This is a genomic window from Vibrio xiamenensis, assembly GCF_900100015.1.
Lineage (GTDB): Bacteria > Pseudomonadota > Gammaproteobacteria > Enterobacterales > Vibrionaceae > Vibrio > Vibrio xiamenensis.
In genome coordinates this window covers 220,392-244,724 of record NZ_FNDD01000003.1, presented here as the reverse complement: position 1 = coordinate 244,724, position 24,333 = coordinate 220,392, and the positions used below count along the sequence as shown (strand labels likewise).

General features: G+C 47.5%; 20 protein-coding genes. 10 read left to right on the top strand and 10 right to left on the bottom strand.

Translation table 11 applies throughout. The features are described 5' to 3' along the window. Window positions 1-130: 130 nt before the first annotated feature. On the bottom strand, window positions 131-2,674 hold the full coding sequence (locus tag BLS03_RS04255) for a glycosyl hydrolase family 18 protein (protein ID WP_093270164.1): 2,544 nt from the start codon (window positions 2,672-2,674) through the stop codon (window positions 131-133). Window positions 2,675-3,200: 526 nt separating this feature from the next. Between BLS03_RS04255 and BLS03_RS04250 the strand changes: the two genes are divergently transcribed. The 5 genes from BLS03_RS04250 to sstT all read left to right on the top strand — a co-directional run bounded on the left by BLS03_RS04250 (window position 3,201) and on the right by sstT (window position 7,042). Further along, window positions 3,201-3,833: a DUF2057 family protein gene (locus BLS03_RS04250; RefSeq protein WP_093270161.1), complete on the top strand. Its 633-nt coding sequence runs from the start codon at window positions 3,201-3,203 to the stop codon at window positions 3,831-3,833. A gap of 163 nt (window positions 3,834-3,996) precedes the next feature. After that, complete coding sequence (locus BLS03_RS04245; RefSeq protein ID WP_093270158.1) at window positions 3,997-4,425, top strand: hypothetical protein; 429 nt, start codon at window positions 3,997-3,999, stop codon at window positions 4,423-4,425. After that, a complete protein-coding gene (locus BLS03_RS04240) occupies window positions 4,422-5,036 on the top strand; it encodes an SCO family protein (protein ID WP_093270153.1) in 615 nt (204 codons plus the stop codon). The genes BLS03_RS04245 and BLS03_RS04240 overlap by 4 nt, the downstream gene beginning before the upstream one ends. A 23-nt stretch (window positions 5,037-5,059) precedes the next feature. Beyond that, complete coding sequence (locus tag BLS03_RS04235) at window positions 5,060-5,524, top strand: copper chaperone PCu(A)C (protein WP_093270150.1); 465 nt, start codon at window positions 5,060-5,062, stop codon at window positions 5,522-5,524. 306 nt (window positions 5,525-5,830) lie between these two features. Next, window positions 5,831-7,042: a serine/threonine transporter SstT gene (gene sstT / locus BLS03_RS04230; RefSeq protein WP_093270147.1), complete on the top strand. Its 1,212-nt coding sequence runs from the start codon at window positions 5,831-5,833 to the stop codon at window positions 7,040-7,042. Window positions 7,043-7,124: 82 nt separating this feature from the next. On the opposite strand, the gene BLS03_RS04225 is transcribed toward sstT, so the two are convergent. After that, complete coding sequence (locus tag BLS03_RS04225; RefSeq protein ID WP_093270142.1) at window positions 7,125-8,315, bottom strand: tetratricopeptide repeat protein; 1,191 nt, start codon at window positions 8,313-8,315, stop codon at window positions 7,125-7,127. A 443-nt stretch (window positions 8,316-8,758) separates the two neighbouring features. Here BLS03_RS04225 and nagB point away from each other — a divergent pair, with 443 nt between their 5' ends. From nagB to malZ, 3 genes are all read left to right on the top strand, one after another. Further along, window positions 8,759-9,559, top strand: a complete 801-nt coding sequence (gene nagB / locus BLS03_RS04220) for a glucosamine-6-phosphate deaminase (protein WP_093270137.1) — start codon at window positions 8,759-8,761, stop codon at window positions 9,557-9,559. 189 nt (window positions 9,560-9,748) lie between these two features. Next, window positions 9,749-11,533: an alpha-amylase family protein gene (locus BLS03_RS04215; protein WP_093270134.1), complete on the top strand. Its 1,785-nt coding sequence runs from the start codon at window positions 9,749-9,751 to the stop codon at window positions 11,531-11,533. Continuing rightward, window positions 11,530-13,380 (top strand): maltodextrin glucosidase, encoded by a 1,851-nt coding sequence (malZ, locus tag BLS03_RS04210; RefSeq protein WP_176765517.1) that lies wholly within the window; start codon window positions 11,530-11,532, stop codon window positions 13,378-13,380. Before BLS03_RS04215 ends, malZ begins: the two co-directional genes overlap by 4 nt. An 89-nt stretch (window positions 13,381-13,469) precedes the next feature. Here malZ and BLS03_RS04205 read toward each other — a convergent pair whose 3' ends face one another. Together BLS03_RS04205 and BLS03_RS04200 are read right to left on the bottom strand one after the other, a co-directional pair. Further along, window positions 13,470-14,297, bottom strand: coding sequence for a MalM family protein (locus BLS03_RS04205; RefSeq protein ID WP_176765516.1), 828 nt, complete (start codon window positions 14,295-14,297; stop codon window positions 13,470-13,472). A gap of 79 nt (window positions 14,298-14,376) precedes the next feature. After that, the gene (locus BLS03_RS04200) at window positions 14,377-15,723 is read right to left on the bottom strand and encodes a carbohydrate porin (protein WP_093270127.1); all 1,347 of its coding nucleotides are present in this window, start codon (window positions 15,721-15,723) and stop codon (window positions 14,377-14,379) included. Window positions 15,724-16,183: 460 nt separating this feature from the next. Between BLS03_RS04200 and glgX the strand changes: the two genes are divergently transcribed. Then, entirely contained in the window at window positions 16,184-18,160 is a 1,977-nt protein-coding gene (gene glgX / locus BLS03_RS04195) for a glycogen debranching protein GlgX (RefSeq protein WP_093270124.1), read from the top strand. Between the two features lie 120 nt (window positions 18,161-18,280). Beyond that, complete coding sequence (locus tag BLS03_RS04190; protein ID WP_093270121.1) at window positions 18,281-19,144, top strand: glycerol kinase; 864 nt, start codon at window positions 18,281-18,283, stop codon at window positions 19,142-19,144. Between the two features lie 20 nt (window positions 19,145-19,164). Here the strand turns inward: BLS03_RS04190 and BLS03_RS04185 are convergent, their stop codons facing one another. The 6 genes from BLS03_RS04185 to proW form a co-directional block, all read right to left on the bottom strand. Then, complete coding sequence (locus tag BLS03_RS04185) at window positions 19,165-19,593, bottom strand: YccF domain-containing protein (RefSeq protein WP_093270118.1); 429 nt, start codon at window positions 19,591-19,593, stop codon at window positions 19,165-19,167. Window positions 19,594-19,693: 100 nt separating this feature from the next. Beyond that, window positions 19,694-20,389 carry a sulfite exporter TauE/SafE family protein gene (locus BLS03_RS04180; protein WP_093270316.1) on the bottom strand — a complete coding sequence of 232 codons (696 nt, stop codon included), beginning with the start codon at window positions 20,387-20,389 and terminating at the stop codon, window positions 19,694-19,696. A gap of 182 nt (window positions 20,390-20,571) precedes the next feature. Then, complete coding sequence (locus BLS03_RS04175; protein ID WP_093270116.1) at window positions 20,572-21,501, bottom strand: Gfo/Idh/MocA family protein; 930 nt, start codon at window positions 21,499-21,501, stop codon at window positions 20,572-20,574. A 169-nt stretch (window positions 21,502-21,670) separates the two neighbouring features. After that, entirely contained in the window at window positions 21,671-22,168 is a 498-nt protein-coding gene (locus BLS03_RS04170) for a MarR family winged helix-turn-helix transcriptional regulator (RefSeq protein WP_093270113.1), read from the bottom strand. A 53-nt stretch (window positions 22,169-22,221) separates the two neighbouring features. Beyond that, a complete protein-coding gene (proX, locus tag BLS03_RS04165) occupies window positions 22,222-23,229 on the bottom strand; it encodes a glycine betaine/L-proline ABC transporter substrate-binding protein ProX (protein WP_093270110.1) in 1,008 nt (335 codons plus the stop codon). After that, window positions 23,229-24,332 carry a glycine betaine/L-proline ABC transporter permease ProW gene (gene proW / locus BLS03_RS04160; RefSeq protein WP_093270108.1) on the bottom strand — a complete coding sequence of 368 codons (1,104 nt, stop codon included), beginning with the start codon at window positions 24,330-24,332 and terminating at the stop codon, window positions 23,229-23,231. The genes proX and proW overlap by 1 nt, the downstream gene beginning before the upstream one ends. Window position 24,333: the final 1 nt, after the last annotated feature.

Sequence of the window (24,333 nt, the reverse complement as noted above, 5' to 3'; positions counted from 1 at the left end):
ATATTCAAACGGCAAGTCATTAATCGCAAAGAGATAACCCTCAACCAAGGTTAAAAACACAAAGACCCCGCCAACTGGCGGGGTCTGACTTAGTAAATACTCGCTGAGTTATGAAATGTTTTGATCGGTGTTATTGCGTCGCACACTCTGCGGTCGCAACCTCCTCCCACACTCCCCATTCACCAGAATCGAGTGGATTCTCGCCTGGGTTGGCATACCATTTATTCTGCCAAACAATCCCAGCCCAAGAGACTTGTGTGCCCGCAGTTGGGTAGGCAAGCGTTGCATCCCAAAGATTACTACACAGCTCACCAGTGCTTGATTCACCTGCGATCGTCACTGTGGTTGTGGCACTCGCGCTGTCAACCCCATCGCTGACTTCAACGGTGAATGTCAACGTCGTATCTTGGCTATATTGCGGCGCAGTAAAACTTAGCGTTGCACCTTCGATACTGACTTCGATATCCGCGGGGACTGTCCAGCTAAAGCTTAAACTATCGCCGTCAGCATCCGATGAACCTGAAGCATCGATGACAACTGTATCCCCAGCGCTTGCCGAGCTTACATTGGTGAGCGTTGCCACTGGCGCACTATTTTCAGGCTCAGAGCCAACCGGATTGACTGTCACTGTGACCGAATCGCTGGCACTTGCGCCGTCATCATCCGTGACGGTCAAAGTAAAGGTTAAGGTTTCCACTTCACTGACGTCATCAAGGCTAAAGCTAGTTTGAACGCTGTCTGGCGCGCTCAATGTGACCGCACTGCCTGACGTTTGCGCCCAAGCATAGCTAACGATTTGACCATCACTGTCGCTGGATGCGCTGGCATCTAGGGTTACGGTAACTGGTGCGGTGACGTTTTGCGCGCTACCCGCTTGCGCTATTGGTGCGTAATTTGATGGCGGCTGGCTGTCTAATCCTTCATGCATCGCATTGAGAATATCGCCATTATCGGCATCGATTTCCCAAGCAAACAACCCCGCAAGGCCAAGTGAACGCACATACGCGCCTTTGGCCTTGATTGAACGACTATCATCAAAGGTGATCAACTGACCTGAGGTTGGATTCCATACCCAAGGCGCTTCGGCAAGTGCATCGTAACCATATTCGAAACCGTTGATGCCGGTATTATTGTCCCCCAGCATATTGGCCTTAATACCTTTGTAGTCAATAACGCCAGCTTCCCACACACCTTGTGCTGAAGTCCCGGTTAATTTGCCATTACCAACGCCAGTCATAGGATCGCTCGCATCACTGAGCGATTCCTGCATGACGCCTTCCCAGCCACGCCCGTACATCGCAGCGCCAAGTACCAACTTATTCGCCGGAACGCCTTGAGCAAGCAGTAATTGAATGCCGTTATCGGCAGTATACGCTGGGCCACTAAACGGTTCGCCGTCGGCATCCACGCCGCTACCATCACATTGACCTGGCAGCATAAATGATCCGCAATACAGCGCTGTTTGATGGCCAAGCACATTATTCCAGCCACCGTAAAAGTCGTAAGTCATGGCGAAGATGTAATCCATGTATTGCACCGCTTCACCATAATCGACATCTTCAATTTTGTCGTGGCCGACACCGATTGCCGAGGTCAACTCATAAACGCGGCCAGTTTCAGCTTCAAGTTCATCAAGCATCGCGCGTAGTTCACGCATTAAAGCAACGTATGCTGGGCCATCATTGACCGGGTCACCGAGGTCGGTCGCTGCACCGCCACCACCGGGAAATTCCCAGTCGATATCGACCCCGTCATAAAATTTCCAAGTCTGTAAAAAGCGCTTCATCGACGCGACAAACGTGTCACGATTGGCTTTGGTCGTGAAGTCAAAAAACGGGTCAGACAGCGTCCAGCCGCCCACTGACGGAATGATTTTCAGATCCGGATTACGCTGCTTGAGCGCCATCAACATCGCATAGTTACCCTTGATTGGCGTCGCGTATTCGTGCCCAGCTTGGGGAAAACTTTTTTGAAACGCCGCCCAAGGGTCATGGATCACTACCTCGTAATCCGACACACCTTGACAGGCCGTTTGCAGCGCTGAATAGCTGGTACCACCAACCGACTGCACCGACTCGTTTGGACCACAAATCGGAATGAAGCCGTACAAAATATGGGTCAGATTATCGGCTGGAATATTATCAACGGTATAGTCACGGCCATAAATGCCCCACTCAACAAAATAGGCGCCAACCACAGTATCCGCCGGTGTCGAGTAGCTACCATTATTAGCATCGATATTCATTGGCAGCGGATCTAAATGGGAACCGTCAGTATCGGCGATCACCATTTCGGTGCTGGCGCTGGCAGTACAAGACGTCGCATCACACGCTTCGATCACCAGATCAAACTTACCACCATTGGGATAGGTGAAACTCGCCGTCGTCGTCGCACCAGAAATCGCGCCAGTCGCTACTTGCTCACCATTCAAATACACCTTATACGTGTCGCCGGTTTCGCCGCTCCATTGATTGAAGATAATATCAATCGGCGCTTGGTCGTGATAAGTCACCATGCTGGTGTAGCCAGCGGTGGTTTCCATCGCTAACTCAATTTTGGAAAACATCAGATTGCTTGAACCCGATACGTCAATGGTCGGTGCGCTGGGTGCTGCCAGCGCTGTACCGCTTATCGCCAATGCGATACTTGCAGCACATAAAGTCATACGATTCATATTGTTATCTCTCATTCCTTTATCGGTTTTACTGAAAACAGCTCTTTGATATGACGAAAGAACTTGCTGCTTAGTATTTAAGAGACTTTTTTTTAAACACGAAAAATTAAAGCTTTTTTCGAGTCACTCAATAGAAATAATGCCGATGTACGCACCGTTACATCGCAGACTCGATATGCAGTCAAAATTCGCCAAAATTGACAAAACAATGTCGAACAACTCGAATTTATGGTTTATGTAATCAATAAGTTAATCACCAAACACCTCTTTTATCGCGATCAATTAAACCGGATAACTTAGCGATTCAATGCTAGCATCCGTGCTTATCAACTCTGCGCAACAAGGATGTTGATTCGCGAAAAGAATAAACCACTAGTATTGAGAGGCGAAAGATCGATAGGCTCACGCCCGAAGCTTGGGTAAACCGCTGAGCGTTATTTTTCAAACTTCTCACTTTGGGCAGTTGAAATGCCCATTTAAGCTAGGCACTCTTGAGCCGAGTTCATTTATTACTAGGAAATAGGCGATGCACATCAAAAAAATGGTACTTGGCGCACTTCTTGGCGGACTAAGCTTTTCGAGCCTAGCTGCTGTCACTCTTCAAGTTCCAGACTCAATCGACCTCTTGGCCGCCAACGAAGCAAAACCTCAATTGGATGGCGGGCTATTTTCGTCATCGAAAACTTTAACCTTGCCTGACGGCGAAAACCAAATTGTGTTCCGTTATAAAGCCTACTTCAACCAAGGTGACGAACGCATCGTAGTACCCAGCAATGCCATCATTGCCAAGTTTTCTGCCACCGATAGCGACCTCGAGTTTGTATTGCCTGAATATCAAAACCAACAGCAAGCACAGCAAAACATCGCCAATTTAAGTTGGAAATTGGTGGATCAAACCGGCCTTGAAATCGGTGTGACTCAAGATAAGTTGATCAAAAATGGCTTACAAGTGGGTCGCGACTATGCCGCTGAAGCTCAGCAATATAACGCAGCTGGTGGCGTTGCCGCATTTGCCGCGCCAAGCAGTTCAGTGACACCAACGACCGCGACCAACGCCCCAATCGCAGCTAAAGATGCCGAAGAGATGCTGCATTTCTGGTATGAAAAAGCCGATGCCGATACTAAAGCGCGCTTCAAACGCTTTGTTAATCAACAATAATGGCTTGCCAAAGCGCCGGAATTGACCGGCGTTTTGCTGTTTTGAACCTTCACTAAGCATTTATTTACAATTTGTCTTAGCGCTCATTTTTGTAAGCCTCAGCCCTAACCGCAAAACCTGTCATGCTACAATGCCGCGAGTTAAATTACCGCGCGATAAAGCTATGTCACTCCTTTTCAAAACAAGCTCCATTGTTATTGCCCTGATACTTGGCGTTATTGCGGCTGAGTGGTTTTCACAGCTTAGGCAAACGCAAAATGCCATTGATTTAAGCGCCTATTGCCAAATATCAAATACTGCTTGCACACAACAAAACGTGACCATTCAAGCAAATTCCGCTAGGGTACATCCGCTTGTGCCTACCCAACTTCAAGTCACTTGGCCGCAACACTCAGCTCAACAATTAACGTTAACGCTGCAGGGACTTGAGATGGAGATGGGAACAGTGAAGTTTGTATTGAACCGCGCAGCCAACCAAGAGTTTACCGGCAAGATTACTCTCCCGGTTTGCACCAACAGGGAAATGACTTGGATTGGTGAATTAAGCGATGGTTCACTCTCAGTAAAGACTGCAATTAGGATGGAAAGATGAGTAAAAATTGGTCTCTGATCTTGGTCGTCGCCTTCGTACTCGGCTTTGGCGTTTACAGCTATCTCGATACTCAACCAAACACTGACGCACCAAAAGATAAAGCACAGGTTGATACCAGCAAAGAAGATGAGTCTGTCACCTTGTTTGGCAAAGATAACCAGCCAGTGAAACTGTTTGATGAAACCGACCCGCGCGTGCGCATTGTCTATTTTGGTTTCACTCACTGCCCGGATGTTTGCCCAACCGAACTCGCCATGCTGGCGGGCGCTTTAAACCAACTCGACGCCGCGACCATCGAAAAAATCAGACCGGTATTTATTACGCTTGATCCTGAACGCGACAGTGCCGACCTGTCAGCAGAATACGCGCACTACTTTCATAAAGCGATTGAAGGCTTGTCTGCACCGCTTAATGTCATCACACCGCTAGCTCACCAATATGGTGTTATCTTTCGTAAAACTGAACTCAAAGATTCTGAGCTGAAATACACCTTAGATCACAGCTCTTATTTCTACTTTCTAAAGCCCGATGGTTCATTGATCACTAAAGTGCCGCACACGCTCACACCGGCGCCGATCATCGATGCAATTAAGACCATTACCGAAAAATAAGCAAAAAATATAAGGATAAGTCAATGAAACTTAAAGCCTTGCTACTTAGCAGCCTTCTTATTAGCCCATTGGCGTTCGCGCACATGGACATCATGGTTCACAGCCCTTATGCTCGCGCCACTCCACCGAATGCCGCCACCAGTGCCGTATTTGGCGAGATCAAAAACAGCAGCGATGAAATGCGCAAAATTGTCGCCGTGAACGTTGATGTAGCCGGCAAAGCCGAATTGCATGATGTGATTAAGCAAGGTGACGTGATGAAAATGCGTCACATCGCCGACTTTGCCATTCCGGCTCATGGCAGTTTGATGCTCAAACCAGGCGGTCATCACATCATGCTGTTTGACTTGAAACACGCGCTAAAAGAAGGCCAATCCGTCAATGTTGAAGTGACGTTTGCCAACGGTGAGAAATACCGCTTTAGTGCGCCGATTAAAAAAGTCATGGCAGGGATGAAGATGGACTCCAACATGCATATGAGCCATTAATACAGATTCACTGTGCTTAATAATGCGAAGCCGTTTGCCAACTGCAAACGGCTTTTTTATGACTTACAATCGGCCAAACACTGCATATCAATAAGATAAAAATCTTAACTAAGGCATTAAAATTAGATTTCAATAATTACTTTCCATTTGGTCAATTTGTCAGATATCTAAATACTGGATAATTTTTCATACTAATTATCACGAAAATCTAGACACATTATTTCAGCACGATAGTATTAGCGTCCTTAGTCATTTCTGACTCTGATAACTAAAAATTGAAAAACTATTCACTGCAGGAATAATTCTATGCAACGCAACAACATTTTCGCCCGATTTGCACGAGGTAACCTCGTTTTGCAAATCCTCGCCGGTATTGTACTTGGTGCATTACTCGCGACTTATTCTCCGGATACTGCGCTCAGCGTTGGTCTACTTGGTAGCTTGTTTGTTGGCGCCCTCAAAGCCGTCGCGCCAATTTTGGTGTTTATTTTGGTTGCGGCTTCGATTGCCAATCAAAAGAAAAACCAACACACTTACATGCGCCCAATCGTAGTGCTTTATCTTATCGGTACCTTTAGCGCTGCTGTCACCGCAGTTGTACTGAGCTTCCTATTCCCAACTGAGCTTACCTTGGTATCTGGCGCGCAAGGCGCGACACCACCGCAAGGCATTGGTGAAGTTCTACATACCCTGCTGTTTAAACTGGTGGATAACCCAGTCAGTGCGCTGATGAATGCGAACTACATCGGTATTTTGGCTTGGGCGATCGGCCTAGGTATCGCGCTACATCATGCCTCTGATACCACCAAGGCGGTATTTGAAGATCTAAGCCACGGCGTATCACAAATCGTGCGTTTCATCATTCGCCTTGCGCCGTTTGGTATCTTTGGCTTAGTGGCTTCAACACTGGCAACCACAGGTTTCGAAGCGCTGGCGAGTTACGCCCACCTTCTAGCAGTGCTTTTAAGTGCAATGCTGATTATCGCGCTTATCGTCAACCCGCTGATTGTGTTTATCAAAATTGGCCAAAACCCGTATCCGTTGGTGTTCCAATGTCTGCGTGAAAGTGGTGTGACCGCCTTCTTTACCCGTTCAAGTGCGGCGAACATTCCAGTTAACATGAACCTATGCGAAAAGCTTGATCTTGATGAAGATACTTACTCAGTGTCGATTCCTCTAGGTGCAACCATCAACATGGCAGGCGCAGCGATCACCATTACGGTATTGACCCTTGCCGCGGTAAACACCATGGGCATTGAAGTTGATATTCTTACTGCGCTATTACTTAGCATCGTTGCTGCCGTATCGGCGTGTGGCGCATCTGGCGTAGCTGGTGGCTCACTACTGCTGATTCCTCTTGCATGTGGTCTATTCGGTATTCCAAACGAAGTCGCCATGCAAGTGGTGGGTGTTGGCTTTATTATCGGTGTGATTCAAGACTCAGCGGAAACGGCGCTTAACAGCTCGACCGACGTGGTCTTTACTGCAGCGGTGTGTAAGTCAGAGCATTTGAAGTAAGTAACCGTCGGTTCGATTAAAAAGGCTCGTCAAATGACGAGCCTTTTTATTTTTTCACGATCTTGCTTTCAAACGCGCGATGCTAGGGTAGTTTAGGTTTGTCCATCGACGTATTGGAGAAATCCAATTTCGCTTCAGCGGGAATCTCTTGCTTGGTGTTTGGCTGTTCGGCTTCGCTGATTGGCTGCACATTCTCTTCATTCAAAGTCTGCGGCAAAACCTCTTCACTCTCTAAGTCAAGCGCAGGTTGACCACTCAGCGGCGTGGCTTCATATAGCGGAATCTCACGCTTATAAAGTTTGTTCAACGCGCGAATCAAAGCATGCTTGTTAATTTTATTTTCACGCAGCTTACGCAACATAGGTTTGGACAACGACTGCAAGCCCACTACGGTGTCGACCCCGATGGTTAACGCGACTTGGTCACGGCTGCGGCGCGACTTGTCGTGACCAAGCTGCGCGGCCAAAAACAACCAAATGTAAGCAATCGCATTGCCATTCGGTTTTTGGTCAATCCATGCTATCCCAGCTTCATACATGGCTTCGGTATGGCCTTTTTCAGCAGCTCGCTCTACCCAGTAAATACCGCGTTTAAAATCGACTGCCGTTCCGACACCTTGAAGGAAATTCAGCCCATATTTCAAACGCCCTGGATTACTTTTTAGCGTTGCGGCACGTTTGTACCACTGCAATGATAAACTATGCTCGGGCATCGGGTTCTCTTTCGAACGGTGCCAATCGCCTAAAAATAGCATCGACTCAACATGACCACGCTCGGCGGCTTCGGTGATCACTTCCACCGCTTTTTCGACATTTTGCTCCGTACCGCGCCCAGAATAGAGCGACTTACCCATTTCAAATTTTTTATCGAGATTACCTTCGCTAGCAGCAATGCAGGTGCGCCAATACTTGGCTTGTTCTTTGAGGACTAAATCTTCTTTCATTTTGTCGCTGATACGCACAATACCGTACATGCCAGTGATGTTATCCAGCGCCGCTGCGCGGCCATACCAATGCAGCGCTTCGCGAATATTCGTACGCTCGGCTTCTTTGGCCAAAAATAGAATCGTCGGAACATGACCGTTTTCAGCTTTAAGTAGGCGCTCTTCACGCTCTTTTTGGCGATGTTTTTCTATTGTTTTACGATAGGCAGCTTCGCGCTCTTTTCGCTCTTGTTCAAGGCGTTTTTTGCGTAACGAGAGCACCAACATCCAGGCAAACATCGAAAGTAATGCCAGCCCGGTCGCGCCTATCGCCATTCCAATAATGTCCATTCTTTATACTTATTTCTCTGCAATAGTTAAGTTATCGGCACTTAGGTGAAAAAATTGAGCAAAATTCGCCGCTTTATGATTTGAATTCATTCAGTTAAACCCGATTCTGCTATACGGTTCAAGCCCCACGTTGAGTCTCATCAAGCATCTATCGGTTTAATTTGCAGCACTGTCACATACAAAGGCGGTCATATCACTGCAAAGTTTAGCTTGTTAACTGATACATCGCGACACGGGCTTAATTTGAATAAAAAATTTACGTTACGATTTAATGACGAAAACGTGAGACCAACAGCCAATTGAACACATAGATTTGCGACAAAAAGCCTCATCCTGAAGAAAAATTCGGTTACGCTGTAAAAATATTAGCCATGCACGATAACTTATTTTATAATGCGAATTAATAGATAGCATTGTTCAATTTTAACGATTAGGGGCAACACATGAGACTTATCCCATTAAACAACGCCGAGCAAGTAGGTAAATGGTCTGCAGCGCATATTGCGAAACGTATCAATGCGTTTAAGCCCACTGCTGAGCGCCCTTTTGTACTGGGTTTGCCAACCGGTGGAACCCCATTAACCACTTATAAAGCCTTGATTGAACTCTATAATGCCGGAGAAGTCAGTTTTAAACATGTGGTGACTTTTAATATGGACGAATACGTGGGTTTGCCAGCGGATCATCCAGAATCTTACCGCTCGTTTATGTTTAACAACTTCTTCAATCATGTTGATATTCAAGAGCAGAACGTTAACCTGCTTGACGGCAATACTGCGGATCACGACCAAGAGTGCCGTGAATATGAAGAGAAAATCAAAGCTTACGGCAAAATTCACCTGTTTATGGGTGGCGTCGGTAATGATGGTCACATTGCGTTTAACGAGCCAGCATCATCGCTGTCATCACGCACTCGAATCAAAACTCTGACTCATGATACACGCATTGCGAATTCACGCTTCTTTGATGGCGATATCAGTCAAGTTCCTAAGTATGCACTCACTATCGGTGTTGGTACTTTACTTGAAGCGGAAGAAGTGCTCATTTTGGTGACAGGTCATAACAAAGCCTTGGCTCTACAAGCCGCAGTTGAAGGCTGTGTGAACCACCTTTGGACAGTCACTGCGCTGCAGCTGCATCCAAAATCGATCATGGTATGCGACGAGCCAGCAACTCAGGAATTGAAAGTCAAAACCGTCAAATACTTCTCTGAGTTGGAAGCGCAAAATATTGTTGGATTTTAATCACTACGAAAAGCTAACTCACTGATTAGATGAAAAGCCGAGCCAATGCTCGGTTTTTTCACGTTTCAACACCAGATATTCACCACCTGACTCCTACGCCCCAAAAAGTTGCTCAAAGGATGACCACTTCAACGCCAAGCTCAGCTAACCTAACAGAATGGCAAATTGGCTACAGGAGTACGCGAGCGCATGGCAGCAACAAAACACGCGATTTACCAAGTCTTTACCCGACTATTTGGTAACACCTGCTGCGCGAACCAAGCTTGGGGAACCCCAGAGCAAAATGGCGTGGGTAAGTTTTGCGACTTTACCCCGCAAGCGCTTAACGCCATCAAACGCCTCGGTGCGACCCATATCTGGTATACCGGAGTGCTGCACCACGCAACGCTCAGCGATTATCGGCATATCGGCATCAGCTGCGACCACCCAAGCGTGGTGAAAGGCCGCGCCGGTTCGCCGTATGCAGTAAAAGATTACTATTCGGTGGATCCGGATTTAGCCACCAATCCCGTTCAGCGCAACCAAGAGTTTGCCGAATTAATTGCGCGCACCCATCAAGCCGGGCTAAAAGTTATCATCGATATCGTGCCCAATCATGTCGCGCGCGTGTATCAAGGGCTTAACAATCCACCTGGAGTGCGCGATTTTGGCGCAGGCGACGACCTCAGCCAAGAGTATGCTCGCGACAACAATTTCTACTATCTTGGCGGCCAAACCTTTACTCCGCCGCAGTTTCCCACAGGCTTTGAGCCACCGTCTACCCCATTAAGCAATACGCCTTACTACGAATTTCCCGCCAAATGGACTGGCAACGGCGCCGCCAAAGCGCGACCAAATTTTGATGACTGGTACGAGACAGTAAAAATCAATTACGGCGTGCGCCCAGATGGTCGCTGCGATTTCACTCAGCTCGATGACACATTTAGAGTGCAAGACTGCGCTGCGCATTTTCAATTTTGGCAGACTCAAACCGTGCCCGACTCTTGGCAGAAATTTCGCGATATTGCGCTGTATTGGTTAGCGCAAGGCGTCGATGGGTTTCGTTTTGATATGGCGGAAATGGTGCCGGTCGAGTTCTGGAGTTACCTCAATAGCACAATCAAACATCGCCACCCCAACACGCTTCTGATTGCGGAAATCTACCAACCCGATCGTTATCGCGATTATATTCAGCTCGGCAAAATGGATTTGTTGTACAACAAGGTTGATCTATATGACCTGCTTAGAGACATTGTTCAAGGCAGAGATTCGACGCGCCACCTCGGTGATATTGAATGGCGTCAACGCGAGATCGCGCCTTATCTGCTCAATTTTATGGAAAATCATGACGAACAGCGTATTGCTTCTCCAGCTTTTGCCGGCGACCCAACGCTTGGCAAGCCGGCAATGTTGGTCAGTTGCTGTTTATCCAACTCATCAAACCTTGTGTATTTTGGTCAAGAAGTGGGGGAACCCGGCGCTGAACACGCGGGATTTGGCCAGCCCTCGCGGACTTCGATTTTTGATTATATCGGCGTACCCAACCACCAGCGTTGGATGAACAACGGCAAATTCGATGGCGAAGCGCTGAGCCAGGCTGAGCGCGAATTGCGCGAGTTTTACCAAACCCTGCTGAATCTGAGTGTTAGCGCAAGCGCGCTCCAAGGCGATTATCATGATCTCTACGCAGACAATTACCCACAGCTCGAACGCTTGGATATTCAAGACTCTCTGTTTGCATTTGCCCGCTCAAGCCGCGAACAAGTTGTGATTGTGGTGGCCAACTTCCACCCGTCACGCCACGTGGATTTCGCGCTGCATATTAACAGCACAATGCTTAGCCAATGGGGCTTAGGCCAAGGAACCTATGCACTGAGCGATCCGCTCAATCATACGCAGCAGCAACTTATCGTTACCACTCAAGGCGGTGACATTGCGCTAAGCGCACCGCCGCTTTACTGTGGCTATCTCGAACTTATCAAGGAACCATTATGAGCTTACCGTTTGTTTATCATGGTCAAAGTGACTTCTGGGTCAAACGCTCCGAGCACAGCTTGACTCTGACGCTAGTGACCGCTCGCGAAGATCACTATGATCGCGTATTGATTCGTCATGAACCGGATAACGAAGAGTATCTGGTGGCAATGTCTGCCATCGACAACGACGAGCATTGCCAATACTGGCAAGCCACCATCGCCCTCAATACGGATAGTCCATTAACCCATTACACGTTTAAGCTGATGCGCGGCTTAAAGCAATTTTGGCTCAGCGGTCAGGGGGTCGATCGCCGAATTCCCGCGCGCGCATTTCATTTCAAATATAACGCCGAATCGCAGCCGCCAAGCTGGGTCAAAAACCAAGTGTTTTACCAGATTTTTCCTGACCGCTTTGCCAATGGTAAAGCTGAAATTTCAGTAAAAGATGGCGAATATTCACTGCTGGGTGGTAAAGCCTCGGTCGCAAAAACATGGGGCGCACCGGTTGGCAATCACTTAAGCAGTGGCGCCTGTGAATTTTATGGCGGTGACTTGTATGGCGTAGAGCAAAAGCTGGATTACCTGCAAGACCTTGGCGTCACAGCGCTGTATCTCAACCCAATTTTTAGCGCGCCAAGTAATCACAAATACGACACCACCGACTATTTCGAAGTGGACTCGCATCTAGGAGGCAACCAGCAATTTGCCACTTTGTGCGCCGACCTGCACCAGCGTGATATGCGGGTGATGCTTGATGCGGTGTTTAATCACACCTCCACCGACCACCCTTGGTTTAATCGCGATGGCAAACAGCCGAGCATCGGCGCTTATCAAGCTGTGGATTCACCCTACCGCGATTATTATTTTTTTGACGGCGACTCGGACCGCTATATCGGTTGGAAAGGCATCGATTCCCTACCAGTGCTCAACTTTCATAACCAAGACGTTCGCGACATTATTTACGCTAGTGACGATGCGGTCATCAAACATTGGCTAAGAGCCCCATACCACATCGACGGTTGGCGCTTTGACGTCATTCATATGCTGGGCGAAGGACAAGGGGCAAAAAATAACGCCCATTACGTCAAAGCGTTTCGTCAATCAGCCAAGCAAGTTAACCCTGACTGCTACATTCTCGGCGAGCACTTTTTTGAAGCCACACAGTGGCTACAAGGCGAGCAAGAAGACGGTTCGATGAACTATTTTGGCTTTGCCCATCCACTGCGCGCATTATTGGCGAACTTGGATGTCAGCAGCGATCCGATTGAAATCGACATGCACGAGTTTTGCTTTTGGCTCGATCAGGCGCGCGCAACCATTCCTTGGGCTAACCAACTGGCGCAGCTCAATCAACTCGATAGCCACGACACGCCACGTTTTTTCGAAATGGTCAAACACGATGTCACGCGTTTCCATATCGCCAGCGCTTTGCTGTTTGCCTATGTCGGAACGCCTTGCCTTTATTACGGTACGGAAGTCGCGCTAGCGGGCGGTGCTGACCCTGACAATCGGCGCTGCATGCCCTGGCATGAGGTGGAAGGAAATCCGCACTTCACCCTGTTTCAGCGGTTGATTAGGCTGCGAAAATCTCACCCTGCGTTGCAACAGGGCGATTTTCAATGGCTGGCTCAAGGCGAGCAAGGTATGGCGTTTGCCCGGGTTTGTCGCTCATCTGAGGATAGGGTGATTTTTGCCATGAATTTGGCAAGTAAACCCGTGACTTATAATGTGCCAATCTGGCAAATCGGCACATCTGCCCGCCAATTTTCGCGCTTTGCGCAGCCCGGTGTAGACCATGTCATCGACGGTGAGTTAGAACTTACCCTCGCACCGCACAGTTTTGAAATTTGGCACGCCGTTGATTAAATCTGTGCCGAAATAATCAAGCTAAAGCATCGGCCCAATAAAAAAGGCGTTCATCATGAACGCCTTTTTTAGCCAATAAACTCATAAGCTTATTTACTGTTCACCGCTTTGATAAACACTTCTTGGGCACCTTCGACACCAAGCGCTTTAGCTTCATCAAGCAAACTTAAGGCTTTTGGCAGGTTATTGGCCGCCACCGCTTGCTCAATGGCATTAAAATAATAACTTTGCGTATCAGGTTGAACCTTAATTGCACTTTGCGCTTGATCGCTTGAGGTCTTAGCAACAGCACGGTTAGAAAAAGTCCGCGTCGTTACTGTCAGTTCAAATTGGCCAGTATTTGCAGATACATAAATCGGATCAGTTACCATTGGCATCGGCTCACCCGACTGCTGAGCTCTTAATCGAGCTGGATGTGGGACACTAATTTTCTTCCCAACACTTTGATCTCTAGTAAAAATAACGAAATAAGGCGTATTTTGAGCATCAATATCCAACTGGATTTCAAAACGGTTATAGGTCAGAGCATCCGAATGTTTTATTAAAAAATCTTGCGGTGCAATTTCTTTCTGTAATTGAAACTTTTGATCAAAAAACTGCACATAAGGAGCTATTACATGACCTTCTGCCATTTTACTACGCAGAATTAAAGCCACGGTTCCAGACTTAGGTGATAACTCAAATGCTGAGAAATAACTTTTATCCCGTCCAAACAAACCCACTGAGGAAGCCTCAGAAATTTCAAAATTCAGTTTTTCGTTTTCTGTTAGTTGTGACCATTTAAATTCATTTATGTGTTCACAGCAGACTGGAATGGACTGCAAATATTGTGCGGATTGTGCATATGGATCAGTAGCTAGAGAAGAACATCCGGCCAGACTAAACCCTGACAATAAAGCTAAGAAAACACGTCTCATATACATTTCCTACAAAAAAAGTCAAAGGCAGCCATATGGCTGCCTAAATTATCAAACCCCCGAAGTAGCTTGATATTGGTTAGAACCAAATCTCAGCTTCAATACCAAAGCGTACTTCAGAATCATCACCGCCGTTACTCCACTTATAGCTGCTTTCACTTGAAGACATATAAGCTACGTAAGGCTTAATCTGTGGGCGTCCCCAGTAATCAGCATTCACTGTAAATACTGGTGCAACAGTCGCTGAGTAGAAACTCGTGTCAGCACTTTCACGACCCCAATCCGAAGCATTTCCTAAACTTTCTAGCGCATAAGAGAAGGTTGCTTCCATACGGAAATTATCGTTAACTTTATAAGAAGGTGTCGCACCTACAATCAGGCGAGATAAACCATCTTCAGAACCCCATACACTGTTGGTTTCATTGTTATCAAGATTCCAATAAGTGATTTCTGTACCTAATTGAAGCTTATCCGTTACATTAGCAACACCGTAAGACGTCACAAAAATAGATTGATCATCTTTTTGCCAGTTGCCACTCCACTGACCGAAGTTCATACCGCGGTTAGCTGCAACACCTTTACCGTAAGTAACCGCAGTTAGAGTCCAACCATCAAAACCATAGTAATCACGGCTGTATGTAACACCTAAGCCATAGCCGCTATCTGCTGTATCACTATCATCAACATTTGCGCGTGTCATGATTTTCGCATCAAAATCAAAGCGGCCGCCGAGCGCTTCCATACCGTAGTAATAGAGATCAACAGAGGTCATTGTGGTACTACGTTGCTGATCATCTAAGTTGGTATTCTTACAGCTAGTGTAATAATCTTCACTACCATTCGTAGATGTACAGCTGCCTTCACCAGAGTCTGCAGAAACAACTGCCAAGCCCGTATTGTTGTATTGGACACCGCCACCAACACCAGAAGATTGCTTCCAGAATTCTTTCGTAATAATACCTGATTGACGGTTCAAGTATCGTTTACCCGCCCAAATACTCGTCCCTTCGCTTAAATAAGAAAGATCGCCAAGCTCAACATAGGCCTCTTTGAATTCAAGTTGTCCAGTCTCTAGATGACCTTCGTTACCAGATGAAGAACCATAGAAACCACGACCATTGCCACCTTCGTTGTTACCATATTCCGTCTTCAGGACGTACTTAGACCATGCGCCATTTTCATAATTGTCGCCGCGTGTAACGGTGAATTCTACTTGGTTCGGGTTTCCAGAAAACGCGGTGCCCGCAGCACGGTAATCTCTGCGATGCTCATAGCTTTCATTTAAAGCTAATGATTGTCCTACGTTATACAAAAGGTGACCATAACCATTAACTTGCCATCCTTGCTGAACTTTATCTTCTGCGAACGCGGAACCTGCAGCGAGAGTCGCAGCCACTGCGGCAGCAATTACACTTACTTTTTTCATTGTTAACTCCGTTATAGGGTTTTTTATTCTATTTGCGCTTTCTAGCTCATAAAACTGGCACCCAACAAGGCAGAAACTGAGTGACAACGGAATGAGCCGCTAGGCAAGAGCTCTACCATATCGGTTAGGAGACTCTGTTTTGTTTCAACGTTAAGAAGATTACCCAAGGACGAGGAACTTGACTTCCTCCACCCAATACTAATTTTGGGGGGATGAGAAAGGAGGAGAAATTTTCAACTCCTGCCTTTTTAAGGGCTTAATCACAGATTTAAGGAGGAGTATCTGGCTAAAAGATCACAAAGCGATGGACAAAGTGATAGTCGGCTCACTTTTTTCGCCTATGCTGAAATAGAAATGAAATAAAATTACACTGAAAAAATATTCCCTAAGGCGCTTGACCGAAACTCCTTGAAGCCTTTTACTTAGTATTTAGTAAGTTAAAAAGAAGAATTCCATACCGATGAATACGCAGTGCTCACGTCCTTTTCCTCTAGGTGCCACACTCGATACTAACGGGTGTAATTTTGCCATCCACGCACCGGGAAAAGATGAAATTTCACTGGCGCTATTTGACGATAATGGCAACCATCAGCGTATTCCGCTCAATGAAGAATACGCTGGTATTCGCTATACCTATGTACCTAACATCCGCGCTAATCAAAAGTACGGCTATATTGTTGAAGTCGATGGTCTCGCCCACTACATCGCAGACCCTTACGCCAAAAGCTTAGATGCCGCGCTAGATTACAAACTGCCGTTTGATTGTGAAAAAAGTTTTCAGCTGGCCAAATGCGTCGTGAGCAACGACGACTTTGATTGGCAAAATGTGCCAAAGCCCAATCGGGCGCGCGATGAAATGATTTTATTTGAAACTCATGTCAAAGGCGTTTCAAAACTTAACCCTTTGGTAGATGAGCAAGACCAAGGTTGCTACCTTGGCCTCGTAAGTGAAGCGATGCTCAAATTCTACCGCCAACAAAATATCAATACGTTGCAACTGCTGCCCATCGCCGCCTGCATGCACGAACCGCACTTACTTCAAGCTGAACGGGTCAACTACTGGGGCTACAACCCGTATGTGTTTATGGCGCCAGATCCACGCTATGCAGCTAAAGATGCCGTCACTGAACTTAAAACCGCGATTCGTGAATTACATCGTAACGGTATCGAAGTGATTTTGGATGTGGTGTACAACCACACCGCCGAAGGTGGTCAAGATGGTCCGATTTTCAACCTCAAAGCGCTTGATGAGCAGTATTACATCAAACACGGCAAATACTTTGCTAACTTCACCGGCTGCGGTAATACACTAGATTTAGCCTATCAACCGTCACTCAATTTGGTGATGGATACCTTGCGCCACTGGGTCAGCGAATATCAGGTCGATGGTTTTCGTTTTGATTTGGCCGCCACACTTGGCCGTGAAGGCGATAATTTCAATCGTAATTCGGCGTTTTTTAAAGCCATCGCACAGGACCCAATTTTAAAACAGGTCAAGCTGATTGCTGAACCTTGGGACATCGGTCCGAATGGTTACCAGGTCGGCAACTTCCCATTTGGGTGGAACGAATGCAACGATAGATTACGTGATATCACCCGCAGCTTTTGGCGCGGTGACCATGGCTATTTGAAAGAGTTTGCGACCCGTCTAATGGGCTCGCGCGATCTATACAGCGCCTCGAATTGGCCGTTTCGTATGACGGTCAACTACATCACGTACCACGATGGGTTTTGCATGCAGGATTTGGTCTCGTACAAGCACAAGCACAACGAAGCCAATGGCGAGCAAAATCGCGACGGCCACGGCGATAACCGCTCTGACAACTATGGCGTTGAAGGCCCAACTGAAAATACCTTTATTATCGAGAAACGCGAAAAACAAAAACGTAACTTTATGGCAAGCCTGCTGTTTGCGTTTGGCATCCCGCATATTCTCACCGCTGACGTGCTATCTCACACTCAGCAAGGCAATAACAACGCCTATTGCCAAGACAACGAATTAAGCTGGCTCAATTGGCAGATGACACCGCGTAAAGAAGCATTCAAGCAATGGATGGCAGAGATGATCACCGCACGCCAGCGTTACATGGTGCCATTTATTCGCGCGTTCAGTGGTGAAAGGCGCAATCATAATCGCATCACCTGGAGGCGGGTGAACGGCGCAATGATGGAACATGAGGATTGGAATCAATTGAGCTCAGTTGCGCTGCATCTTGGCATCGATGAAGCGGGAGAAGAACTGTTTTACTGCATCAACCAGACCAAAGCGCCTGCGCGTTTTACTTTGCCCGATGAAAATCAGCAAGAGTGGTTGATGATCTGCCACACTGACCACCATCAAGTGCACCAAACCATCGATCATAAACAGGTGCTGATCGCACCCGGTTCAATGGCGATTTTTTACGCCGAGCCACAAGCACCCAAAACCTGTGCCTAATACCTACCTTTGAGTCATTTTTCAGCTTGTGAAGATGACTCAATTTTTTTGTATTTTCATTGCCAATTCATCACTTAACTGCGCAAAATAGCCACTAACTTTCGCCGATTTGGAATTTTTATGCCTGATAAACTGTCAACCTCTGCACTGGCTAAGCAGCGCGGCTTAGTGGCCAAACAACTGTTCGAGCAACTGGCACTGGCTGGGTATATCAATCGCTACCAAGAGCAGTGGGTATTGACCGAACTTGGCACTAAATTTGGCGGAGAATACGTTCAGCACCCAAAATTTGGTCAGTTCATTGTTTGGCCAAGTAACCTACTCATCGATGAAACATCGGCGAATAATCACCTCAGCGCCACGCAACTTGGCGAACGTTTTAAGCTAAGTGCCAAGAAGATCAACCAATTGCTTAGCGAGCTGGGCTGGATTACGCGCAGTGACCAAGGGTGGCAATTGACTGATGCTGGCGCAGCCGTCGCTGGCAAGCAAAAAACCGATTCAGGTTCCAATCAGCAATTCGTACTGTGGCATGCGTCACTGGTTAAAAATAAGCGTCTGCGTCAATCGGTGACTGAATTTCTCGGCCAAGACGCTAAGCTGCAAGCAACCGATAAATCGATCTCCAGTTTTCGCCATAAATTCGAAGCCAAACACCGCACTTTAGATGGTCATTACGTACGTACCATTGGCGAACTACGTATCGATAACTGGTTGTACATGAACGGTATTGTTCACGCCTATGCGCGGCAACTGCCGATTGAAGAGGACGTAGTGTGTGATTTTTACTTACCCGGTGGCAAGGTGTATTTGCAGTATTGGGGGGAAACACCTGAAATGCAAAATGAAGCAAGGCGTCAAAGCCTACGCGAACTTTATCAGCGCCACGGCTTTGAGATGATTGAAGTGAGTGAGGAAGAGATCGATAAACTCGATGAACTACTTCCCCACCGTTTGCGCCCTTACGGCATTAAAGCCTATTAAAGGCCAAGCTACGACTCAATTTAGCGACGTGAATAACGCGCCACGGCCGCTTCTTCTTTTGATACCACAGTTTTACCAATTGGTGCCAAAGAGATACCAGCCAATTTAAGGTGTTGCAGCGCAAATGGAATACCGATGATGGTAACAAAACACGCTACCGCCGAAACAATATGACCAATCGCCAGCCAAATACCGGCTAACAAAAACCAGATCACGTTACCGATAAACCCAAACGGGCTGGTGCCGATGTCCATTTCGCCGCTCAGTTCGCTGCGTGAAATCGCCTCTTTGCCAAACGGAAAAAACGAAAAATTTCCCATCACAAAACAGGCACGTCCCCACGGAATACCAATTAAGGTGACAAACGCCAACAGACCGAAAAACCACCACATCAGCCCCATAACGACACCGCCGCATAAAAACCAGATTATATTCGCAATCGTACGCATATTATCTCCTATTCGAATACTCGCTTATCATGCGCGATAAACCCGCGCTGGGAGTAAAGATGGTGTCATAATTGCTCTATTTCGCAGCCGTTCGAACGAATTATCCGTTGATAACGCCGTTGTACACCGCCGTAATACCACTGATTAAACACAATCCTAATGCGCCGTAGCGAATTTTCTGTTTCGGTAAGCTTTGCGTGGTCAGAACTGCCAGTTTATAGCCAAGCCACGCCGCCGGAATCAACGGAATAGTCAGCCACAGATGGTGAAGAGTTAGATGCCCTGCCGGCCACTGAATTAACAGCGAAATAATCGAGCTAAACACAAAGAATGCCGACAAATTGCCCCGCAGTTGATTGGCTTCTTGGTGCTGCAGGAGCAGCGCCATAGGTGGCCCGCCGATGGCACTGCTGGTGCCAAAAAAGCCGGAGAAGAACCCAGCGATCGCCATACGTCTTGGCGTCGGCTCAACGCGAAACGGCAATAGACTCACCGCGACCGCAAATAGCACCAATAAACCAAGCCACAGAGATAATAGCTGAGTCGACACCATCACCAGTAACACGCCGCCGGCAAGCGAACCGGGAATTCGACCAATTAACGCCATTTTTAAACCGCCAAGCTCAACGCTGCTGCGGTGCTTTAACGCACTGAGCAGCGAAATAAACAGCGCGGTAATGGTGATTGGTGCAGGTACATAATCGGGAGAAATCATAAACAGCAGCGGCGCGGCAACCACCGCTAAGCCAAAGCCAATCGCGGTCTGCACAAAAGAGCCAAGGAAAATCAGTAGCATGGCAATTAGCGCAGGCGAACTTATCCATTCAGACACGTAACATCCTAACTAAACAGCAAAAACGCCATGATAAGCGATAAGCCAATAAATGGCTTGTGTCGATTTACCGGCTACCCGTTAAAGACGATTTTCTACCCATTGACACTGTCTATCCATTAACACTTTCTAGCCATTAACATTTTCTATCCGTTGGCATTTTCTATCCGTTGGCAAAGAGCCTCTGCCAAACGATGGCTGGCAATATTGCGCTCGATAACTTCAATAGGCACTTGGCCACGACTCACACAATGAATCCAGTCATCAATCATGGCGCTAAACCCTTTACTGCCGAGCATTGGTGTCCAATCTTTAAGTGCCAAGCGGCGCTCCTGACTTTCTCGCCATTCACGTCCTTCAACAAACGAGTCAAACTCAAGCGCGCGATTCTCATACACCACACTGACGCGCTCAGAAGTGGTACCAAATTGGCGGTTCATCGATGCAGCAAGCAAGGTCTCGCCGCTTTGCCAAGTCACATCCAAACGTGCCAGTTGCGAGCCTTGACGCTGAATACGAATGTCCACACTATCAAGGTCAGCCTGAGCGTTAAGGTTTACGCTATCGAGGGGGTGAATAAAATCATCAAAGATAAAGGTGCGCACATCACCGGGCTGGGCAAAACGATGCTTTTCCCAGCGCAATGAGCGCAGTTGTCCAAGCTGCTGCTTGGCGAATTCCGGCACCGCTTGGTTAAGTAGCGGCAGGTGGCGACGATTAAACCCAACATACAATGGCTGGTTCACTTGTGTGGCAAGAGTGTACAAGCGTTCAACCTCAGTGGCGTTATCCGCCAACGGTTTATCAACAAAGGTTGCGATACCATGATTGAGGAAAAAAGCCGCCATTTCATAATGCACTTTGGTCGCTGCATGAATCATCACCGCATCAACATTCATGTTCAGTACATCGCGGTAATCTTGGCAGGTTTGGGCGACACGATACTGCTTTGCGAGCTGAGCTAAGGTATCAGCGCTGCGAGTACAAAACACCAATTCAAGGTCAGCACGCGCGGTGATAACTGGCAGATAGGCTTTTTGCGCGATATCACCCAGTCCGATAATGGCAATTTTCATTTTTTGTCACTCCCCTTAAAAAGCCCAGAGGCGATAGTTACACCCCAAGATTTGGCCACTCTACGCTGATAACAGTGAAATTACAGTGACGCGCGCAATTTTCATAACCCACCGCACGAAAACCAAAAAAGAGCCGTTAGGCTCTTTTTTCATTAGGTTGATAACGCGATCAATGATGGTGGGAATCGCTTGAATTCGACTTGGGATCAGGGTCGATATGCAAAACCGGTTCTGCTTCGATATCGTGTGCATTCATCATCGCAGAAATACGCTGCACGGTAGACAACATCTGCGTTTGCTCCCAGGTATCCAGCCCATAAAAACGCTGAATAAAACCATCTTGCAATGGCAAAGGCGCGGTGCTGAGCATAGTGCGGCCACTGTCGGTGAGTTTGGCGTGCACGATTCGCCGGTCACGTTGACTACGCACGCGCTCGACGAGTTGACGTTTTTCCAGCCGGTCGATAATACTGGTCGCGGTTGCCTGACTCATATTGGTTTCGATCGACAGTTGCTTAATGGTGACATCGCCCAAATCACGAATTGCGCGCATCAGGATAAGCTGAGGCCCGGTTAACCCGAGATCCTTATTGAGCTTTCTTGAGTGTAAATCTACCGCACGGATAATTTGACGAAGCGCCACCAGCACCTCTTCATGAGCGTCCAATGCCTTCTCCCTATCATTGATTAAGGAGCCGAACACGTCGGCTCCGGTTGTGCTTACTGCGCGGCTTTCTTCGCTTCAGCGATCCAGCCATCAAACATTTTCTGGTGCGCTTTAATCCAACCTTGCGCATGCGCTTCAATGTCAGCTGATGAGTTATGGCCTTGGCTCATCATCATGTTTTCAGCACTGATGTCGTTGATATCCAGCTTCATGATCTCAAACAGTTTCGCAGCCGCTGGGTTTGCCTCAGCAAATTTCTTGTTGGCAACAATCTTCATTGAGTTCATTTGGAAACCGTAGTTTTTGCCATTTGGCAAAGTGGTATCTACGTCTTTACGATCGCCTGGCAGTGATGAAAACGGCACTTCTAACCACACCACGTCTTTACCTGGGACCAATACACCACTTACCCAGTAAGGCGTCCAAGTGTAGTAAAGAATTGGGTCACCTTTTTTGTAGCGTGAAATGGTATCGGCGATGATCGCAGCGTAGTTACCTTGGTTGTGTTCAACGGTTTTACGCAGATCAAACGCATCGAGCTGATGTTCAATGACCCCTTCACAACCCCAACCTGGGTTACAACCGGTTAAATCGGCTTTGCCGTCGCCATCGGCATCAAACAGTTTGGCCAATTTTGGATCTTTCAGTTGACCGATATTGGTAATGCCGTATTTTTCTGCGGTTTTCTTATCAATCAAGTAACCTTGCGCAGCACCGCTCACATACTCGCCCTTGCGATAAAACTTGTCATCGCCACCGGCTTTGGCGTACTTGTCATTGTGTAGCGGGTCCCAACCGACCGCTAGGTAGGTCGCATCGCCTTCAGCAATCGAGGTGTAGCCGACGTTGTAGTCGACTTCTTTGGTTGGCTTAACGTCATAGCCAAGTGCTTCCATCGCCTTATTAACGATCAGAGTCTGAAATGTCTCTTCAGATACGGTCGACTGCACCGGTTGCACACTAATACCTTTACCTGGTAGTGATTCAGCATAAGCAGAACCGCTCAGAGCTGCGGTAGCAATAAGACTGGTCGATAGCACTTTCTTCCATGAGAGATCCATTAATTTTCTCCTAGTTTTTTATTAAGTTGGTTTGATTTTGATGAGGTTAAGCGCAGGATCAGAGACACAGGTCCGGTCTCATACCAACGTGTTTTGGTATCGCGAGATTCCGCGCCAAGCGTTTGAGTAATACGGTCTAAAAGAATCGCCAGAATCACGATGCCAAGTCCGCCAACGGCGGCTAAGCCCATGTCCAAACGTCCGATACCACGCAGTACCATTTGACCTAAACCACCCACTGCAATCATTGACGCAATCACCACCATCGACAGTGACAACATCAAAGTTTGGTTTACCCCGGCCATAATGGTTGGCATCGCCAGCGGTAATTGAATTCGATACAACATCTGTTTTGGGCTAGCGCCAAAGGAATGACCAGCCTCAATCAATTCTTCAGGCACTTGCTGAATACCGAGAATGGTTAAGCGCACCACTGGCGGCAAAGCAAAGATAATGGTCACCACAACCCCAGGCACGTTACCGATACCAAACAGCATGACGATTGGCACCAAATAAACGAATGCTGGCGTGGTTTGCATTGCATCGAGTATTGGCCGTATCACTTTGGCAGCGGTATCGCTGCGCGCCAGCCAAATACCGAGTGGCAAACCTATCAACAAGCAGAAAAACACCGAGGTCAACACCAACGCCAACGTCGTCATCGATTGACTCCACGCCCCAATAAGGCCAATTACAATCAGCGAGACCAGAGACGACACACCCATTTTTGCGCCGGCAAATTGCCAAACTAATAAGAACAAAATCAGCAGCATAATTGGTGCAGGAGTGGACGTCAGCGCGGTATCAAATGACGTAAGTATGAAGTCAATTGGTACGCGGATAGCCTGAAAAATTGGTCGACCGTGAGTCACCAACCAGTTGAGCGCAGTTTCCACCCAGTGATCAAACGGAATCAGAGCATCTTGAAACGGATGCAACCAGCTAAAATGATGCTGCTCGACTGGCACGCTGTTTAACCAATCGGCATTGGATGACGCTTGTCCAGCGGCTTCACCAGTGCCCCAAGGGTCGCTGGTTTGAGTCGCAGTTGTGGCGGCTTGACCCCAAGGATCGCTTGCTGCTGCATTACTTTCTGTCGACATA

What these genes read in the sequence shown, in the direction of transcription:
- proX (WP_093270110.1), bottom strand. Translation starts at nt 23,229, where the DNA reads ATGGATCTCTCATGGAAGAAAGTGCTATCGACCAGTCTTATTGCTACC.
- BLS03_RS04225 (WP_093270142.1), bottom strand. Translation starts at nt 8,315, where the DNA reads ATGGACATTATTGGAATGGCGATAGGCGCGACCGGGCTGGCATTACTT.
- sstT (WP_093270147.1), top strand. Translation starts at nt 5,831, where the DNA reads ATGCAACGCAACAACATTTTCGCCCGATTTGCACGAGGTAACCTCGTT.
- BLS03_RS04235 (WP_093270150.1), top strand. Translation starts at nt 5,060, where the DNA reads ATGAAACTTAAAGCCTTGCTACTTAGCAGCCTTCTTATTAGCCCATTG.
- proW (WP_093270108.1), bottom strand. Translation starts at nt 24,332, where the DNA reads ATGTCGACAGAAAGTAATGCAGCAGCAAGCGATCCTTGGGGTCAAGCC.
- BLS03_RS04175 (WP_093270116.1), bottom strand. Translation starts at nt 21,501, where the DNA reads ATGAAAATTGCCATTATCGGACTGGGTGATATCGCGCAAAAAGCCTAT.
- glgX (WP_093270124.1), top strand. Translation starts at nt 16,184, where the DNA reads ATGAATACGCAGTGCTCACGTCCTTTTCCTCTAGGTGCCACACTCGAT.
- BLS03_RS04180 (WP_093270316.1), bottom strand. Translation starts at nt 20,389, where the DNA reads ATGCTACTGATTTTCCTTGGCTCTTTTGTGCAGACCGCGATTGGCTTT.
- BLS03_RS04200 (WP_093270127.1), bottom strand. Translation starts at nt 15,723, where the DNA reads ATGAAAAAAGTAAGTGTAATTGCTGCCGCAGTGGCTGCGACTCTCGCT.
- BLS03_RS04215 (WP_093270134.1), top strand. Translation starts at nt 9,749, where the DNA reads ATGGCAGCAACAAAACACGCGATTTACCAAGTCTTTACCCGACTATTT.
- BLS03_RS04240 (WP_093270153.1), top strand. Translation starts at nt 4,422, where the DNA reads ATGAGTAAAAATTGGTCTCTGATCTTGGTCGTCGCCTTCGTACTCGGC.
- BLS03_RS04245 (WP_093270158.1), top strand. Translation starts at nt 3,997, where the DNA reads ATGTCACTCCTTTTCAAAACAAGCTCCATTGTTATTGCCCTGATACTT.
- BLS03_RS04190 (WP_093270121.1), top strand. Translation starts at nt 18,281, where the DNA reads ATGCCTGATAAACTGTCAACCTCTGCACTGGCTAAGCAGCGCGGCTTA.
- malZ (WP_176765517.1), top strand. Translation starts at nt 11,530, where the DNA reads ATGAGCTTACCGTTTGTTTATCATGGTCAAAGTGACTTCTGGGTCAAA.
- nagB (WP_093270137.1), top strand. Translation starts at nt 8,759, where the DNA reads ATGAGACTTATCCCATTAAACAACGCCGAGCAAGTAGGTAAATGGTCT.
- BLS03_RS04185 (WP_093270118.1), bottom strand. Translation starts at nt 19,593, where the DNA reads ATGCGTACGATTGCGAATATAATCTGGTTTTTATGCGGCGGTGTCGTT.
- BLS03_RS04250 (WP_093270161.1), top strand. Translation starts at nt 3,201, where the DNA reads ATGCACATCAAAAAAATGGTACTTGGCGCACTTCTTGGCGGACTAAGC.
- BLS03_RS04205 (WP_176765516.1), bottom strand. Translation starts at nt 14,297, where the DNA reads ATGAGACGTGTTTTCTTAGCTTTATTGTCAGGGTTTAGTCTGGCCGGA.
- BLS03_RS04255 (WP_093270164.1), bottom strand. Translation starts at nt 2,674, where the DNA reads ATGAATCGTATGACTTTATGTGCTGCAAGTATCGCATTGGCGATAAGC.